Source organism: Wolbachia endosymbiont (group A) of Beris morrisii, assembly GCF_964028185.1.
Lineage (GTDB): Bacteria > Pseudomonadota > Alphaproteobacteria > Rickettsiales > Anaplasmataceae > Wolbachia.
Genome location: NZ_OZ034760.1, coordinates 371,074 through 389,753, shown reverse-complemented (window position 1 = coordinate 389,753; position 18,680 = coordinate 371,074). Strand labels below are relative to the sequence as shown.

Here is an 18,680-nt window from a genome sequence, read left to right as displayed (position 1 = left end):
CTCTTTCTACAATAATCCGAACAGATCATAATAATACACTGCTGTCCTCCTGGCTTATAATAGCTATAAAGACGTTTTCACCCCCGTTCGGACTATTATAAGAAGGGCTATAACTAATTTACTTATTAACATATACACTAACCAACTATATTAAATAAATTTATATAAAATACTATTTTATATAAGATCGGATGGTAGCATTTTTTGACTTTAAACCATTAAACCTTCGCTCAATTTCTTAGTCCTGTAGTTTTTAATATGGTCAGGATTAAAAGCACTTCTGGATTTAAGAATACCAAAAACGATATGGAGCAACTTACGCATTGCAGCACCAACGATAGCCATATTATGTTTACCCTTTTCCTTTAATCTCTGGCAGAAACTAATAATGATAGGATTGTGATTCTTAGCTACTATAGCAGGAAAGAAAAGTGCCTTACGTAATGTTTGTGAACCTGATTTACTTAATCTGGGTTTGGCATATACAGATGAACCTGACGTCATATTTCGTGGTATAACTCCTGCATATGCTGCCAATTGCCTGGCATCTCTAAAATCCTTTATGTAAGGAAGTTCAGCTAAAATAGCTATTGCTGATTCCTCTCCTATTCCTGGAATAGTTAATAAAAGTTGAAAATTTTTTAACAACTCTTTGTGTTGCTTTAATAGTTCACGTATGGAGCTTTTTATTGTTTCTATTTTTTGTGTTATATTTATTGCAAGGTTTTCCCAAGCAGTTGCGACTTCTTTGGGCAGTCTCTCTTTTTTTTCTAAGTGGTTATTTACTGATGTCAATTCATCTTTTAACGCAGCCGAGCAACGATAAAGATGTTTTAATTTTTTCTTTTCAGGAGAAGGTGGTGCCCAGCGAGTTGGTTCCTGCCTTTGGCAATAATCAGCAATAATTTCTGCATCAGTTTGATCATTCTTTTGTCGTACAAGTTTACTCCTTGCATAAGATTTTATGCAATAAGGATTTACTACACTAACAAAATGTCCAGCATTGTGTATAAATTCAGCTAAAGCTTCACTGTAGCAACCAGTGGATTCCATACATGCCTTTACTTCTTCTACGTTATGCTTTTGTAGAAAACTCAGCAGACCTTGAAATCCATGATCATCATTTTTAAAACTCCTTTTTCTAGTTTCACGTTTCCCTTTTTTACTTATAAATGAGAGAAAGACATCAAAGCGATCTTTCGATACGTCTATGCCTAAAAAGTTGTTGATCATATATAACTCCATACATTACCATTTAAAGTGAAAAGTAAGGCTAGTCTTGTGAATACAGAATTAGAACCATTTAGGTCTTTCTACGATACCGTTCAGCCTATACTTTTGAGAAGGGAGCTCTTATCTTTTTTACAGATTTTATATCTAAGTACGCACTCAGAGTTCCTCCCTTCTCCATCTAACGCTTAAGCTTAAAACATTAGATGCTTTCTTCAAGATACAAGTACCTACCTTTGTGAGAACAATTTAAACAAAAGCGGCGTTGTGAAAATAAAAGTGTGAAATTGTTGCAACAAAGTTAGGCAAACTAGTTCATATATAAATGTGGCAAAAACAGGCTAATATAGCTGGTTTTACGTTATAATAAAATCACTATAAAGAAAAGTTCGAACAGGTTGTTTGGTAGACCAACACATCCCAAAACAAAATCTTCTCACGTTCCTTGGTTTTGAGTGCTGGAAATGGCTATTTTACTTGAGATCTTAATAATATATCTTGCTAAATTAATACTAGTTTATTTTAGAATAATAACTAAGGTAGACTTATAAAAAACAGAATTAAAAAATGAACAAAAGATCGTATATTAAGCCTATTAAGAGCCTTTTACTGAAAACCACTTTAGGTTAGAAAATTTTTCTAAAATAGTAATTGACAGAGTTGTAAAGGTAGAGCAATATTCTTAAAATATATTAAATCTTGTTAGGGGGTAAGTATGGATTACGAAGATGTACAAAAGATATTACTAACGTCTATTAAAGAAGATGATCCTCATAAAGGATTCAAGGAATTAGAAATTAAGAGATATTGTATTGCATATCAGGTACTATTTAATAGATGGAATAGCATAATACTACCGCCTTTTTTAAAGAAAATTCTAGAAGGTGGAGACTGTTGGGAATTTGGTGATACCTCAGATCATGCTAAGCTTAATAGGTATTCACTAGGGAAAAAACTATTAACCTTAAAAACTGAAGATGGACAAAAATCTCTTCTTGATTCCTTTGATCGCTACAGGATTGCATGCTGGTGTTGTTTTGAAGACGAGATAAGAGCTATTTTTGAAGAATTCAAATTAACATTAGGTAGTAAACCAGTAGAGAGTCTAGTTAAGGGATGTGATAAAGGTGCTTTAATGATCTACTGGTCACATGCTATAAATAACCAAGAACATCAGTTAGAATTAAATAATGAGCATCCATACATTTATGCTTTTAAATGTGCAATGCTGGAAAAGCATGTTGAAGCTTTGGAATTCTTCTGGGGTAAGTTACAGTCAATTGATTCTGTATTCCCAAAAAGGAAAGAAGATTTATTAATGGAAGTAGCATATAATAAAGGACGTTTTTCTACTGATGATGTTGGCATGGTTGATTTTTGCCTACGTTACCTTCCTGAAGATAGGTATCATGAGTTATTGAAAAGGGATTTTAAACAACATGGGTGTTATTATACTTTAAGTATATTAAGAAGAAACCATTCTTTCGAGAACGCCAGAAAGCTATTTGAACATTTAAAGCCAGAAGATTTATCTCCTGAAGCTTATAGTACATCAATGTTTTCAGCATTAAACTCGCTTGTTTCTGCACCAGATGATAATTTTATCAAATCTGGTAGTGATATGCTTACCTCTATGTGGAATAGTCCTGGCTTTGAGTCTCATAAACAACACTATTTAAATAAGCTAAGCGAACAACTCTCATCAACCAGAGATTTGGTTGCTTCTCTTATTAAGGGGAATAAAGCTGTTAAAATATTATCTGAAATTGTTAACTCCCTTAGCCAAGAGCAAATGTACTCTATTATGGAAGAAGATAAATCAGAATATGAGCTGTTTATGAGAGTTAGAAACACGCAATTGCATCGTGGGGCAGGTGATAGTCAGTCACCAAGTTCATCATTAGATGTAGAATCTGTAAAACAGGAAGTTACTGATATTAGAAGCAAAGTATAGTGTTTCTGTTTTAGGAAATTCAGTTGCTTAGACTTAAACGAAAGCATTTAAGAGCTTAGTGAGGATAAAATTTGTAAAAGGTTAAAATTGGGGGCTAGTTATGGTTAATAATAATCAACAGCAAGAAAAACCACAAGATTTCGAGCTAATGGAATTGCTTTTTGGTAAGGTAGATTCTTCAACTTCTGGTGCAGCGGATTTACTGGATAAATCTTTTGAAGCAAGATATCAGTCATTGGTTGATCAAATACAATCCTATTTACATTCTAGTGAAAAACCTGGCTTTTTTCCTCATAGGGTTTTAGGTTCTTTTTCCAGTGTATTGGATACTAAACTTAATGACAAGCTAGGAATAAAAAAATTGCACTTTCGTTTTGAGGGAGCAAGAACTTTAAAGGTTGTAGCAGAAACAGAATCTAAAATACATGTTTTTATTTTTACTGAAGATATAGAAGCTCAACACTCTAAGCCTTCAGATGCCCATACTAGGAGCTTTGAATTCACCAAGGGCGAGTTCAAGAACGTAATAGGTAGAGATTATACTGAATTGGATGCTCGTAAGCTTCAAATTGATGTGATAAAAATTCTAAAAGACAAATATGAGTTAGTAAAAAGCAAACCTAAATCAGACAAAGATGTTAAATCAAAGAAGTTATATTTATATGTAAAAAAGGATGGTGTGTTAGAGTATGTAGCTAAGGAAATACATGGAGGTACTAAAGCAACACAAATTAATCGTGATGAATTGAAAGGTAATAATGCGTTTAAAAATAAATTTTTTGATGAAATCAAGCAGTTTCTAGGTAAGTCAGGCAAAGATCTTAGTGATGATATTAGGAAGGAGTTATCAAGAATTACGTCAGCAAAGGGATATACCTTAAAGAGTGATGGAAAAGATGAAAAAATAAACATTAAGGTAGAAAGTAAAAAGAAGATTGTAGATCAACCCATCGAGCCTACAGTAAAGTTTCAGGAAGTGACAAAAAAGCTAGGTAAATCTGTCTATCTGGAAAGTTATATTGAAAAACTTGCTAATCCAGATGCAGAAATAGATCAAGTTCAGGAAAATCTTAAAGCCATTCTGAATTATATTAAAAAAGTTCATACTAATTTAAATTTACAAAATAATGTTTATGGCATTAAAGCTCGCGAAGCTGGTCAACATGGCTTTGTAGCAGGAATATTCGATAATTTTCGATATCGTGATAATACCAAACTATATCTTGAGCAGTTTGCTGGTGGAGGTTACGCTGATATCATTTTGCTTGTTCGTGGTCCTAATCGTGCTGTTGATTCAGTTCCAATTCTTATTGAACTCAAGGCTGGAACTGAAGGACAAGTTGATCCAAGTGATGCGCTGAGACAAGCTGAAGATTATATAAAAGGTTTTAGACCAAATAAGATGAGGATTTTAACCAATGCAGGTGATGCCATTGCTGTTGGGTTAAATTTAGATAATGCGGAACCATTTAAAACTGAAGTAAAACCTATTAAACGACCACCAGCTCCTTTGATGGAGGAATTTATCGAACTAGTTGGCAAGTGGGATAATAAATCAGCTTATGAGGAAGTTTTTAAGCGAGAGGTAAAAGATTTATTATCAAGCGAATACCATACTTTTCCAGCAAATAAAGAAATAAAAGATCATTACTATTTCAGTCGAGACATATTAGGTCAATCAATTTTAATCAACAAGATTGGTCAAGATCAGGGTAACGTAAAAAAATATATATATTCATACAATGAGTATCCGCTAAATTGGCCTCAGGGAACGGAGTACACTTTATCTAAAAGCCCTGTTACAACATTAATATTTGTTCAAGGTAATGAAGGGCAAGAAAAAACAGCATTCATTTTTCATATACGAGAGTCTAATACAAAAGAATTCTATGCTAATAAAAAAATTCCAGTGCTGAACATACCTGGAATAGGAGAAGTAAAAAATGTCATAGAAACTAAAATGAGTCTCAAAAAATATGAAACAGGGTTATCTTTTGAAGAACTTTTTGAAATAGAACAGATAAGTAAATACAAACCAAGTGGTGCAGATCAGCAATTTACAGGTAGTTTTCTTAAGATACCTAATTCTGATGAATTAAAGGCAAAATTTGATCAGGCAATCGCTTCTCAACATGCTTCTGACGGTGAGGTTTCATTGCAAGCCTATAAAGTGTTGCTTGCTAAAGTAGCCGATACGATTTACCCTATTAAAGATTTGATTACTAATGAAGCAAGATTGCAAGCCATTCTTAATGGTTTATTTAGTAGTTACAGTGATTTAAAGCTACAGGAAACTTCTTCTAAGACTGTAATTATACCTGAATTTCAAGTAGGAGCAGGTGGTCGTGTAGATATGGTGATTCAAGGTATTGGTTCTGCATCTCAGGGTACTAAAGAATACACTCCTATAGCGCTGGAATTTAAGCTTATAGATAAAAATTTAAATCACGATCAGCTAAAACAGGAAGTTGATAAATTAACAAAAGAACAAAATATTAGATATGCTAAAGGGGCAGCACTGAAAACAATAACAGATAGTGATAAAATGTTTTTCATGGGTGTGGTTGTTAATGTGAAAGCTAAAGATAAAAATTCTTTAATACTAACGAGTGATGAACTTGTTCCTGCTTTAGTTGTTCATAGTTCTATTGACATAGCTAAGAGAAAACATTTAGAAGGAATACAAGAGATAGCTCAGAGACTTAAAAATACTGGTATACAAGAGGAGAATCTACGTACGTTAGAATCTGCAACAGCAGAACAAGATTATCATTATTGGCTGCAGCAACATGATATAGCTGATATTGCAAGAATAAAATATGGTTATGGAATTGATGGAGCTGACACATTATTTGAAGTAGTGGGATCACCGAAGCATATAGCTAATCAATTACAACAGTTTCAGAATAGCGTAGCAACAAGAGGTGAAAAAAGACCATTAACTTTGATTGTTAATTTAGATAATAATCACTGGGTTACGTTAGTCATTACCCATCAAAATGGGCAGTATAATGGATACTATGTAGACTCGTTGGGTAATGATATTCCAGGTAATATTCGTCAAGTTCTACAACGTGTTCGAATTACCGTTAATGACGTTTCTATTGCTCAACAAACAGATAGTCACAATTGCGGCTTATGGGCATTGGAAAATGCTAGGGATATTAATGCTGTATTACAAGGAGGTAGAAGTAATATTCCTGATGAAATACGTAATCGTTTGCAAGGTCAAGGAAGAGATGAAAATTATTTTATACGTATGAGAGAAGATGTTTCAGAAGCATTAAGTATAGATCTACAACGTATAGCTAACTTAGATGAAGCTATACTTGCTGAAACACAAGCAACTAGGAAGAAATTCAACCTAAACAGTTGTGTAAGGCCTGGTGGTAGAAGCAAAAGAAGTGTCAATCCTTGTTTATTTTCAAAGGGTGATGTGGAAAAGTTTAGTAAAGGAAAGGTAGATGAAAATAATGTAGATAAGATTATAATTGATAGCGAAAAATTCCTGACTTATGTTAAGAATAGTCGAGATGAAGCAAAAAATGCTCAGCTAGTAGAGTTTATTGGAGACAAAAATATTGAAGGTGATCGCAAGTACTTACTTGATAAGGTTGTTGCAGATCAAGGATATGAGCGCTATGTTCAGAATGAACGTATCAAGGATTTGCACGGTGACATTTCACAAAAAACTAGTAGTGCAACAAAAAGCTCAAAATTAAAAGGCAGATTAATGAATGCTGCAGGTGGAATACAATTAATAAGAGGAATCCATGGTGCCATTGTGTCTTGTAAGGATGGAACAGCAACAGATTGTGGATTAAATCTGGGTGGAATAGGATGGTCTTTTGCATCTCAACCAATTGAGAATGTAATGGTTAAAATTACTCCAAAAGTTGTAGCATCAGCTGAAAAGGTTGTGGGAAAAATTATACCAGGTACTTTAGGTAAACAGACAAAATTTGCTGTTCGAGTTGTAGGAGTAAAATTTGGAAGTGCAATAGCAAGAGGTACAGCAGGAGCTGTAACTGGCGTCTTTGATATTGTTGATATAGGCATGTCAGCAAATAATCTTGTGGACTGTAAAAATAGAGAAAGTAGTGATAATCCATGTGGAGAGAAAGAAATAAGAGACAATATAGCATCTATATCTTTTTCTGGTGTGTCATTTGTTTCTGGTGTTGCTCTTACAGCAGCAAGTATGCCGGTAGTTGGTATTGCAGTTGGGTTTGGGCTCATGGTAGGTCATGGAATTTATAGTGGTGTTAGCAATATCGTGGAGTACGAGAAAAAGTATGATACAACCCATGATGAAAATTGGCGTATTTTTTGGCATACATTTGCTTTTCAACCTGTACCACAAGATGTACAACGTCTTGCAGCAAGAAAGGAAATGGTTAATAGTCTAGCTAAAGGAGCGTGGCAAACTTTAAATAATAGCCCTAGTAGTACTGTTGCTTATGGTATTGGTCTTGGAAAAGTAAGTGGTAATACGCTTCGTCCAGATTATGCAAAGATTCTTATGAATAAAGAAGAAAGGGCTAATACAAGAAGTCTTTCACGTGTTATACCTCATCGTATTGAAGATGCTAGCAGGATTTGTTTACCACAGGTTACTGATCAAGATTATGAAAAAGCAGGTACAACAAATTCATTCGACTTTGCTTCGTATTATTGTGAAAATTCAATGGTTATTAGTCACGATAATAGGGTAAAGGGGAAACAAAAGGATAAAACAATTGTTTATGATTTAAGCAATGTAAACAAAGGTGCCATCGTTGGAAATAACGAATGGAGCAATAATTTTTTAATTGACTCAGGTACAGCAGAAATAACTGGTGGCAATAAGGTAGTAAATAGGTTTGTTGTAAATAACGTTGACTTCTCAGGTAAAATTATTGGTGGAAGTAACTCTGTTAATATACTTGATTTGAGCCAATTGAAAGATACAGTTATAGGAGTGAATGTTAACTATCGTTTTAAGCCTAGTGCCTCTGGGTCATTAAAGGCAAGAGTAAATGGTCGTTGGCTAATCAATGATCAAATTGATAATAATGGCATCTTTAATTACTACTATGTTGGAAGAAAGAACAAGGTGGATGAGATTTCGTGCATGGGTTACTCTGAACACTTTACAGGAATCGATGATCGTGACGTTATCATAGATAGTAGTGGTGGTTCTAATAAAAATGAGAAAGATGTAGTTGAAAATTGTAAAAAAGTAATTATTTCGCCGTATACTACAGTTAAGGGTGGAAAGAGCAATTATACTTTTTACGTAAAAGCTGCAGACTACAAAGGTAAGGGTTTATATTCAGAAATTGATGTAGATGGAACAGGAACTGTAATTTTTCCGGAAATTGATTTATTAGGTGATTGTGATCAAATAACTTACTCTACAAATAGTAATACTTTATCTTTAAAAATAAATTTTGGTCAAAACAATCAATTTACTCTTGATGTAAAAAATTATGTCGAGCAAAGCAGTAATAAACCTCACTTTGCACTAATAGACAAAAATGGTAGTAATATTGTTCCTAAGATTGAAAGATCAGACTCATCAACTATAAAAATTACTTCATTTGAATTACATTCAGAACATTCCTTAGATAATTTTGACGATGTTGCAAGTCATTATAAGAAAATTCTAAACAATAACAAGGATTACAAAGTCTTTAGTGTTATCAGAGATAGAGTACAGAATCAGGGTAATAGTGCAGTTCCACATATGGTTTTTGGTTCTCTGGAAGATGATGTAATAAACTTCGATCAAGGAACTATGTTTGCTAGGGGAGGAGGAGGAAGTGATGTGTATTTTATTAGCAATGATATAAATAGCAGAGAAGTTAAAATTGATAATAACTCAAGTGATAAAAAACTAGATACACTATTTATGTCGGCAGTTGAGAAAGATTTTTCAATCCAGCAATGTGATCTGTATTTAAAATACAATAATAGTAACATTCGAGTGAAAAACTACTTTCAAGATCCTAATTATAGGCATCTTATAATTATGAACAAAAAAGGAGAAACTTTTATCCCCAATATACAATCAATGTCTTGTTCTCCCTCTTCTTCGGGAAAGGGTAAATTAGTTCCTTTTTTACAGGCTACACAAACTCAGAATATGTTTTTGTTACCTAAAGATTTTCAAGGTGATCATGTAGTAATAGATTCCCGTCTTGAAGATATTGAAAAATATAAAGATAAAGATGACCTCTTATTAATAAGAGAAAGGAGAGAAAATGAAATTCCTTTTATTATTAGAATAGAAGGGTTTTATACTAACCGAAATAAATGGAAAAATATTTCTTATTCTTTATGGAATAATAATGACCTTTTCCTATCTTCTGGCTTATTAGAAAATGTTGATAATGTAGTGGAGTATAAGGATAAACTTAGAGGTGATTATGAAAGAATTGTAAAAGAATATATTGAAGACTTTAGTGATTCTACTAGTATCATTCAGCACAATCAAAAATTAGAAAAAAATATCTCTACTTCTGTAGGACAAGATGAGGAACGAATAGGAGTAATGGTACTAAAAAATATTACTCCGGATCAGGTTGAAGTTTCTAGTAGTGGTACAGATCTGATATTTCGTGATAAGAAGTCTAATCATACGATCAACATAAACAATTGGAATAATTCTGAATCTTATAGAATTTCCACATTGGAATTCGATCTGGGTTTAGAACCAATAACAATCCGTAAGTTAGATAGGTTTAGTTTGCCTGAGGTAAGAAAAATACAAGCTTTAATTGATAAAGCTTCAGAAAATTACCAAAATAGAAGTAAATATACTCCTAAAGTAGAAAATGACTTTAAATGTTTGATGTCAGTTGACGATTTTGAAAGAGAAAACAAAGAGCCAACACATCAATGTCTTGGTTTTTCTTCACTCCAGGAACGGGTCGGGTTTACAGAAAATTCCTGTAGTTTAGAGCAAATTAAGGAACTTAAAAGTAAAACACCAAGTAGCAGTCAGATTTTATCATTGCTTGAAAAGTTAGAAAACAACCTTTTGCTGAATGGTTATGATAGGAACATAATAGATCGGTGTAATAAGTGGATGACAACTTCTGGATTGGGAGTATTAAAACCATTGGTAAGCAGAGCAGATGGTGAAGGTAAAAGTGATGAAGTTAAAACTCTTCTTGATAGAATTGCTAACAGAAGTAATGTCAATGTTGAACATAAGAATCAGTGTTCACAAAACTGGACGGCTTTGAATTATGCTGTTTATAACGGTAATGTGGAATTAAGCCAAAGTATACTTAAACCATTTTTAAAAAAGAAAGGTGACATTAATGCCTTAACTAGTTGCAACGATGATAATTGGGCGCTTTTACATTATGCTGTTCACTACGATAATCTTGATATGGTTAGCTTTCTTATAGATAAAGGTGCTAAGGTTGACATTCAAAGTAAAAAGGGTAAGACGCCTCTATATTTGGCTATTGAGGAAGCCAAGCAGTTGGATATAGTTAAGCTTCTCCTTGATAGAGGTGCGGATATCAAGATTAAGTACAATGGTAGAACACCTCTGTACTTAGCTGCTTACAATGGTAATTTAGATATAATCACATTTTTTTGTGATAGGATTAAAGCTGAAAGTAACAACTTATTTAAAATAGAGCAGATTAAATTTTTAAAGGAGGAAGTTGTTAACCAAGCGAATATTCCATCCGATACAAAAAGATTGGTAGAGTCTTGTATAAGCAGTTTAAGAGGTTCGATAAAAAGTGAAGCAAAAAGGGTGCTAAAGGACGGTATGCTGAATGGTCGTAGTGCTTCAACTATTGAACTTTTGGATGAGGTTTATAATTTTGATGAAAAGTTGTTTGATAGAGCAATTAAGGAAGCTGTAAATGACACATATTCAAGTGTAGGTATAGAAGGAATATTAAAGTTTATAGGCAGTCACAATTATATTGGTCAGTTTATTTCAGGTTACATAGCTGTGTTTGACAAAATACCAGAGGATGATGGTGCAATGTTTAAATTAGCTTACTCTATTAGAGAGACCATGAAAATGCCTAGGGTCAATTCAGAAGAGAAATCTGATCTTGAAAAGCTAAAAAACAAATTACCAGAATCAGTGAGCAATGCAGTATTTTCTTCAGAGGTATGTATTAAAAATGTTGAGTATGGAAGGTACTTGTACTCACCTAATAATGATTGCATGTACCACTTAAACAATTGTGACAGGGATAGGCGGTATGTGTTCACTTGGCCTTCAAATGGAAATAGTGATCAATTTAAGTGGAAGGTTGAGCTCAATGGCGATAATGTGTATTTAAAGAATGTTGAGTATGGAAGGTATTTGTATTCGCCTAATGATGATTGTACATACCACTTAAACGATTGTGACAGGGGTAGGCGGTATGCGTTTACCTGGCCTTCAAATAGCAATAGTGATCAATTTAAGTGGAAGGTTGAGCCTAATGGTGATAATGTGTATCTCAAGAATGTTGAGTATGGAAGGTACTTATATTCACCTAATAGTGCTTCTACTTTCCAAGTTGACAATAACAGGCGGTATGTGTTTACCTGGCCTTCAAATGAAGAGGGTGGTCAATTTAAGTGGAAAATTGAAAATTGTGGATCTACTCGCAAGAGACGTAGCATACAAGAATTAAATGGTTATAATCAAACTGTAGTAGACTATCAGTCAATATTGACTGAAGAAAATAGTCAGCAAATAGCAAGTAGAATATCTGCTATAGTTGAAGATGTTGAAAGGCAAACCTTTTTAAATCAGTCAAAAAATAAGTTAGATTTAGATAGTTATTTAAATAATAGAGGGAGAAGCAATGCTGCGGATTCTATGAGGAGAGATGTGTGTAGTGAACTCAATGCAAATGGAAGAAGAAATATTGTTCTAAGCGGAAACGATGTATGTGCAATTACTTCAGGTCATGAAACGCTTGATATTGAAAACTTCCCTATTCAAGAAGTAGTGATTAATGATGATGCTGATGGGAAGAAAAGTTTAAGAAGTACATTAGACCTACATCATTTGGTGCAGCAGATAAATAGGGATTTGAGTATAAAACCGATACCAACAGTTATTAAAGGCAAAAGTGATTTATTAATTAAGTTATCTATATCAGCTACTGGCTTACAGCAAGATGTAATAACAGTCAGGCTGAAAGATGCACTTGTAAATAAGTGGTATAAAAAATTACAAATTATTTTTGATAATGCACCGATGGAAATCGATGATAGTTTAGGTTTAAAGTCTTCGTTCTTTATTTCTGATGAAAAAATTATTGTAGTAACACCTCAAGACATAGAAGAAAAGAATAAATTAGTAATATCTAAAAAAGCAGGACAGTATACCTATCTTCATGATAAATACGACTTGATAGTTACCAATGCTTTTAATGCTAATATAGAAGCAAGCGAGTTGTGTATTATATATTTTAGAGATTTCTATAAAGAACCTAAAATGGAAACATTATCTATAAGGTTTATTGACAAAGAAATATTATTAAGTAATGAAATAGATAAAATACATAATTCAGATAGTATTGATAAATTAAATAATGTGAGTTCTATTGTTAATTCACAAGAGAGTTTTATACATTCAGAGGTTTCAAACAGTGGAGACATAAATGCTCAAGGTAAACTTGACAGAACACTGTTGCATCTTGCTTCCGAGGCTGGTGAATTTGATAAGGTGAAACTTCTTCTTGATAGAGGTGCTAATATTGAAGTTCAAGATAAATTTGGGTACACACCAATATTTCTTGCTACTCAGTCAGGTAAATGGAGTATAGTAAAACTACTCCTTGATAGAGGAGCTAATATTGATGCTCAAGATGAGAAAGGTCAAACACTTTTACACTTTGCTGCGTCAGGGAATAATTTAGATATGGTTCAATTCCTTCTTGACAGAGGCGCTAATATTGAAATTCAAGACAAGCTTGCTTGGACACCAATACTTTATGCTGCTCAGTCAGGTAAATGGAATGTGGTAAAACTTCTTATTAGTAACGGTGCTAAATTTAATAATGAAATAACGATTCAAGGAACGCCTTTACATTTTGCTGTGCAAGAGGGTAACTTGGATATAATTAGATTTCTTCTTGATGAAGGTGCTGACACTGAATCTCAAGACAAAGATAATAAAAAGCCTTTACATCTTGCTGTTGAAGCAGACAGGTTGAACATAGTAGAACTTCTTCTTGATAGAGGTGCTAGTGTCAATGCTAAAGATGAGAATAATAAAACACCTTTAGACTTAGCCACTAAAGAAGATGTGAAAGAGCTTTTGAAGAGAGCACAATTGGATCAAGGATTGTTAATTAGTGCACAAGATGGTAATCTTGATAAAGTAGTAGAATATTTTATCGGGAAGAGAGTCAGCTTAAAGGTTAAAGACAGAGATGGTAAAACACCTTTAGATTTAGCTGAGCAGAAGGGTCACACAGATATAGCAAAAGTGATAAAGCAGATGCAGTTAGAGTTGGATAAAAAACTGTTATCTGCAGTAAAAAATGGTGATCTTAATAAAGTTGAGGATTTTATTAGCCAAGGTACTAGCTTAGAGGTGAAAGATAGCAATGGTAACACTCTTTTACATTATGCTTCTCAGAATGATCATTTGGAAGTAGTAGAATATCTTATCAAAAAGGGAGCTAGCTTAAAAGCTAAAAATAAAGATGGTAAAACACCTTTAGATTTGGCTCTTCAAAAGAATTATATAAGTATAATAGAATTTTTGAAAAAAACACAATTAGATTTAGATGAAGAATTGTTAGCTACAGTAAAAGGTGACGATCTTAATAGAGTCAAAGCTCTTGTTAGCCAAGGTGCTAGTTTAGAGGCGAAAGATAACAGTAATAATACTCCTTTACATAATGCTTGTAATAATGGTCATGTAAAAGTAGTAGAATATCTTATCCAAGAGGGAGATAGCTTAAAGGCTAAAAACAAAGATGGTGAAGCACCTTTACACGTAGCTGTCCAACATGATGGCACACTTGAAGTAATTGAGTTTATTTTGAGCAGAGATCTTAGTGGTATTAATGATATAACTAATAACGGTAAAACGCCTTTACATTTAGCTATACGAGAAGATAAGCCAAATACGGTTCAACTCCTTCTCAGAAAAGGTGCAAATATTGCAGTTAAAGATAAAAATGGTAAAACATCTCTAGATCTGGCCAAACAAGAAGATTACACAAATATAGTAGAAATGATAGAAGAAGTACAATCAGATTTAGATGAAGGATTGTTGACCGCAGTACAAGATGGTAATCTCAATGAAGCTGAAGGTCTTGTTAGTCGGAATGCTAATGTTAATACTAGAGATAAGTACAGTTGGACACCACTACATTGGGCTGCGTATAAAGGTCATTTAGAAGTTGCAGAGTTTTTAGTAAAGAAAGGTGCTGATGTTAATGCTGCAAGTGAAAATCTTTATGGCAGCAGACCTATACATATTGCTATTGAGAACAATAATAAAAATATTATAGAGTTTCTTCTCAGCAAAGAAGTAGGTGTTAATGATACTGACAAGCAAGGTTATACGCCACTGCACTATGCAGCATGGAGAGGCCGTTTAGAGGTTGCAAGGTTCTTGATAGAAAAAGGAGCTGATATCAATGCTGCAGACACTTCTACTGCTGGTAAAAAACCTATACATGTTGCTGCTGAAAATAATAGTGAAAGTGTTATAGAGTTTCTTCTTGAAAAGGGAGTGAGCGTTGATGAGGCTGATAAAAATGGTTGGACACCACTACACTATGCTGCTAGGTTCGGCCAACCAGAGGTTGCAAAATTTCTGATAGAAAAAGGAGCTGATATCAATGTTGCAGATGCTTCTATTGCTGGTAAAAGACCCATACATGTTGCCACTGAGGAGAATAATAAGGATATTATAGAGTTTTTTCTGAGCAAGGGAGTGAGTGTTAATGATACTGACAAAGATAGCAGGACACCGCTGTACTGGGCTTCTTGGAATGGTCGTCTGGATGTAGTAGAGTATCTTATAGGTAAAGGAGCTGATATCAGTGCTAAAGATAAGGATGGTAGAAACCCGCTAGATGTGGCTAAAGGTCACCAATATGATAATGTTGTAGAGTATTTACAACAAGCAGAATTACGGCTAAATAAACAATTGTTGACTGCAGTACAAGATGGTGATTTTAAAAAAGTTAAAGATCTTGTAAGCCGAGGTGCTAGCTTGGATGCTGCTAACATTGATGCTCAAGATAAGGATGGTAAAACACCTTTGCATTTTGCTGCTCAAGAAGGTAATCTGGACATGGTCCAGTTTTTCCTTAATAGAGGTGCTAACATTAAGGCTAAAGACATGTATGGTTGGACGCCTTTACACTTTGCTTCTGCTTACGGTAAGTTTGATGTAGTTAAATTTTTTCTTGATAGCAATATTAACATTAGAGCTAAAGATAGATATGGTGATACACCTTTACATTTGGCTGCCCAAAATAATGATAAATCTGAAATAGTTGAGTCTTTTTTAGATAGTGATGCTAATAACATTAACGATAGAACTAATAATGGTTGGACACCTTTACATGTAGCTGTACAAGGAAATAAGCCAAGTACAGTCAAACTTCTTCTTGGTAGAGGTGCTGACATTGAGGTTAAAGATACTTACGGCCAAACACCTTTAGACTTAGCTACTCAAAAAGGTTATACAAATATAGTTAAAGTTTTAGAACAAGAACAATTAGGCAAAGAGTTATTTACTGCTGTGAGAGAATATAATCTTCCTAGAGTTAAAGAGCTTATCAGTCAAGGGGCTAATATTGATACTAAAAACAAGAATGGTGCAACGCCTCTAGATATTGCTATTAACACAAAGGACTCTCTTGAAAAGGATCAAGAATCTCCAGGTAGTGCATTATTGCTTACCACACAAAGTAATATAGTGAGAGTTTTAGAACAGGAGGAATTACGCAGGAAGTTGTTTACTGCTGTAAGAGAAGAAAATCTCCCTAAAGTTAGAGAGCTTATTGGTCAAGGGGCTGATGTTGATGCTAAAAAGGATGGTAAAACGCCACTAGATATTGCTAAAGAGAAACTAAGAGAACGTGGTAAGAATGAAGAATGTAGTAATATTGTGCGGTGCTTAGAAAAACTCAATCGGAAAAGAGGAGAAGCTGTACAACGTAAACGCCGTCATTTGCTAAGTGAATCCCTAGATTCAAGTAATCAACCTGGAATAGCAGCAAGTGGTAGTACAAGACCATCTTCATGGATAAATGATTTGTATGGTTGGGCAAAAGAAAAAGGTGGCAAATTGGCATCAAATTTAGTAAATGGGTTACACGGAGGTACAGCTAAAGAATTAAAAGATTCTAGTTTTGTGGATATTCAAATAGACTCAAGCAATCAATGGAAATCAAAACAGCCTAGCTATGATCAAGCACAAGAAATGGAATTTCAATATATGTCAAAGTATGATGCTCGTAAAAGTAATGATAAGGATGCCGGTGCCTACAGCAAAAAACGTGGCAATGACAGGCAGGCAAAACAACAATATGAAAGCAACATGAACAATAAACAGAGTGTTATTAGCGGGAGTGTTAATCAATCCAAAATTATAAGTAATGAAAAACAGCAGAAGTCAGGAGCTTTACATAATAAGTCAAAACCTACTTTATCTTACAATGGCAATAAAAATCATAGTTACTTTGATGGTCAACCTAAAAAAATTAGTGAAAGAAAGGAGCACATAGTAAATTATAAACAGTGTGATAACAGCTCTTATAAACATAGTAACCAACACAAACCAATGATTAGTGCAAATAATAAATGGTCTGAAAGGATTAGTAATGAGAGAATAGATAGTAGAAAGATGATAGGTGGTGCAAATCAAAAACAACAAGGGTTTCACCAAAATCAGCAAAGTTCTCATAATTCTAAACATGCGCATTTAACAAGAGCTACGGAGCAAGTTGATGTACCAAGTACATTGTTTGCATTGAACATGTTGACCATGAAAGCAACAAATCAGAAATTTAACAATATGCCATTACCTAAGAAAATCCAAAAGGGAATGTTGCATGCTGAAAAAGTTAGAGCTGAGGCTTTAGGAAGAAAAGTTGGAGGAAGAATTGAAGGTACTTTATGGTTTACCAAATAAGTAGAAAAAATGTCATTCTTTAATTTTATCAGGAGAGAGATCAGTAGCAAGTTTGAGGGTTATAGATAGATAAAGCAGAAATTATAGGCAATAAGACTGGAATAGGGAAATAAGTGGTAATATACTCTCCATATTAAACTTACAGTATGTATTTTTGATATGGAAGGCTGAATAGGATGGTTTCGTTATGATAGTAATCTATGTAGTTCTATGTGTAATCTTTATAGCTATTTTAGATAGTTCACTAGACTCTTGATTAGGGGCATGTCTAACTTAGGAAAGATTTTCATAAATGTTGAAGTGAATAAGTTGTATTATTTATGTTTTTTCCCTGAGTTGTAAAATTTCAGAATGAGAGAGACCGGTAATTTCAGCGATAACATCAATAGATACACCGGCCTTGAGTGAGTTTTTGGTAACTTCGATTTTTTCTTCTTGTCTACCTTCTTGTCTACCTTTTTGAGTGGCATCATCGAGTTTTTGAGCAAGGACGGCCTGTTCATCAAGAATACGCTTTATCTCTTGTTCATAGGCAATGAATTCTTTTTCTGACCAGTTGAATCTATTTAGTTCTTCATATGCTCTTTTAATTATTAGATCACTTCCTATTATTCTTTCTAGCTCTTCTTCACTAGTTTCGTCTGCATATCTAAAGAAGTAGATCCATTTTTCAACTATACTTGAAAGCTGATCTTCTTTGGTTTTTGGAAATTTAGGCAACTCAATAAATATAAAGTAAAAATCTTTTAGATCATGTTCATTAGTATCTTCATCGCGAATGGTATGCTTTGACTTATACTCAGACTTATCAGGAAATAAAATACAGTCTGCTATAGCAATAAAGATAATTTCCTTAAGGTCATGATATTGATCGCCTTTGTCAGCCTGTCTTGAATAGGCTTTAGCAGCATAGTATTGAGCACGTTTTTCAAAGCCCTTAGTTTTAGCGACCTGCATTTCGACTATGACTTGCAGCCCATTTTCATCCCTACAAAGAACATCAACAATGCTTTGTTTTTTAGAAGCAATATCAGGATCTTGAATAGTACTTAAGAACTCTATATCCTGTATTGTACTTTTGCCAGTGAAGCCAAGGATATCATTAAGGAAGTGAATAAGAATGTCCTTATTTTTTTCAGTGCCAAAGATGCGCTTGAACGATATATCATTTTTTGGATCGAGAAACTTCGAAAGAGCCATGAGAAAGTAAGATAAAAAGCATCAATAATTATACACAATTGTGAAGAAATATTCAACGTTTTTATGCTAAAGTCTATTAAAGTTAGCTAAACTTCAAGAGTTGACAAAAAACTACCTTCATAGATAACCCTAAAATGCCACTGCGCACCTGATAATCATCGTACTTTCACA

4 protein-coding genes are annotated in these 18,680 nt (G+C 33.8%); 2 read left to right on the top strand and 2 right to left on the bottom strand.

All coding sequences use genetic code 11. The features are described 5' to 3' along the window. Positions 1-210: 210 nt before the first annotated feature. On the bottom strand, positions 211-1,233 hold the full coding sequence (locus ABWU69_RS01865; RefSeq protein ID WP_353285218.1) for an IS110 family transposase: 1,023 nt from the start codon (positions 1,231-1,233) through the stop codon (positions 211-213). Between the two features lie 712 nt (positions 1,234-1,945). Here ABWU69_RS01865 and ABWU69_RS01860 point away from each other — a divergent pair. Together ABWU69_RS01860 and ABWU69_RS01855 are read left to right on the top strand one after the other, a co-directional pair. Beyond that, on the top strand, positions 1,946-3,184 hold the full coding sequence (locus ABWU69_RS01860; RefSeq protein WP_353285326.1) for a hypothetical protein: 1,239 nt from the start codon (positions 1,946-1,948) through the stop codon (positions 3,182-3,184). A 100-nt stretch (positions 3,185-3,284) separates the two neighbouring features. Next, positions 3,285-17,309: an ankyrin repeat domain-containing protein gene (locus ABWU69_RS01855; protein ID WP_353285325.1), complete on the top strand. Its 14,025-nt coding sequence runs from the start codon at positions 3,285-3,287 to the stop codon at positions 17,307-17,309. A 318-nt stretch (positions 17,310-17,627) separates the two neighbouring features. On the opposite strand, the gene ABWU69_RS01850 is transcribed toward ABWU69_RS01855, so the two are convergent. After that, on the bottom strand, positions 17,628-18,509 hold the full coding sequence (locus ABWU69_RS01850; RefSeq protein WP_353285324.1) for an Rpn family recombination-promoting nuclease/putative transposase: 882 nt from the start codon (positions 18,507-18,509) through the stop codon (positions 17,628-17,630). Between the last annotated feature and the right edge of the window lie 171 nt (positions 18,510-18,680).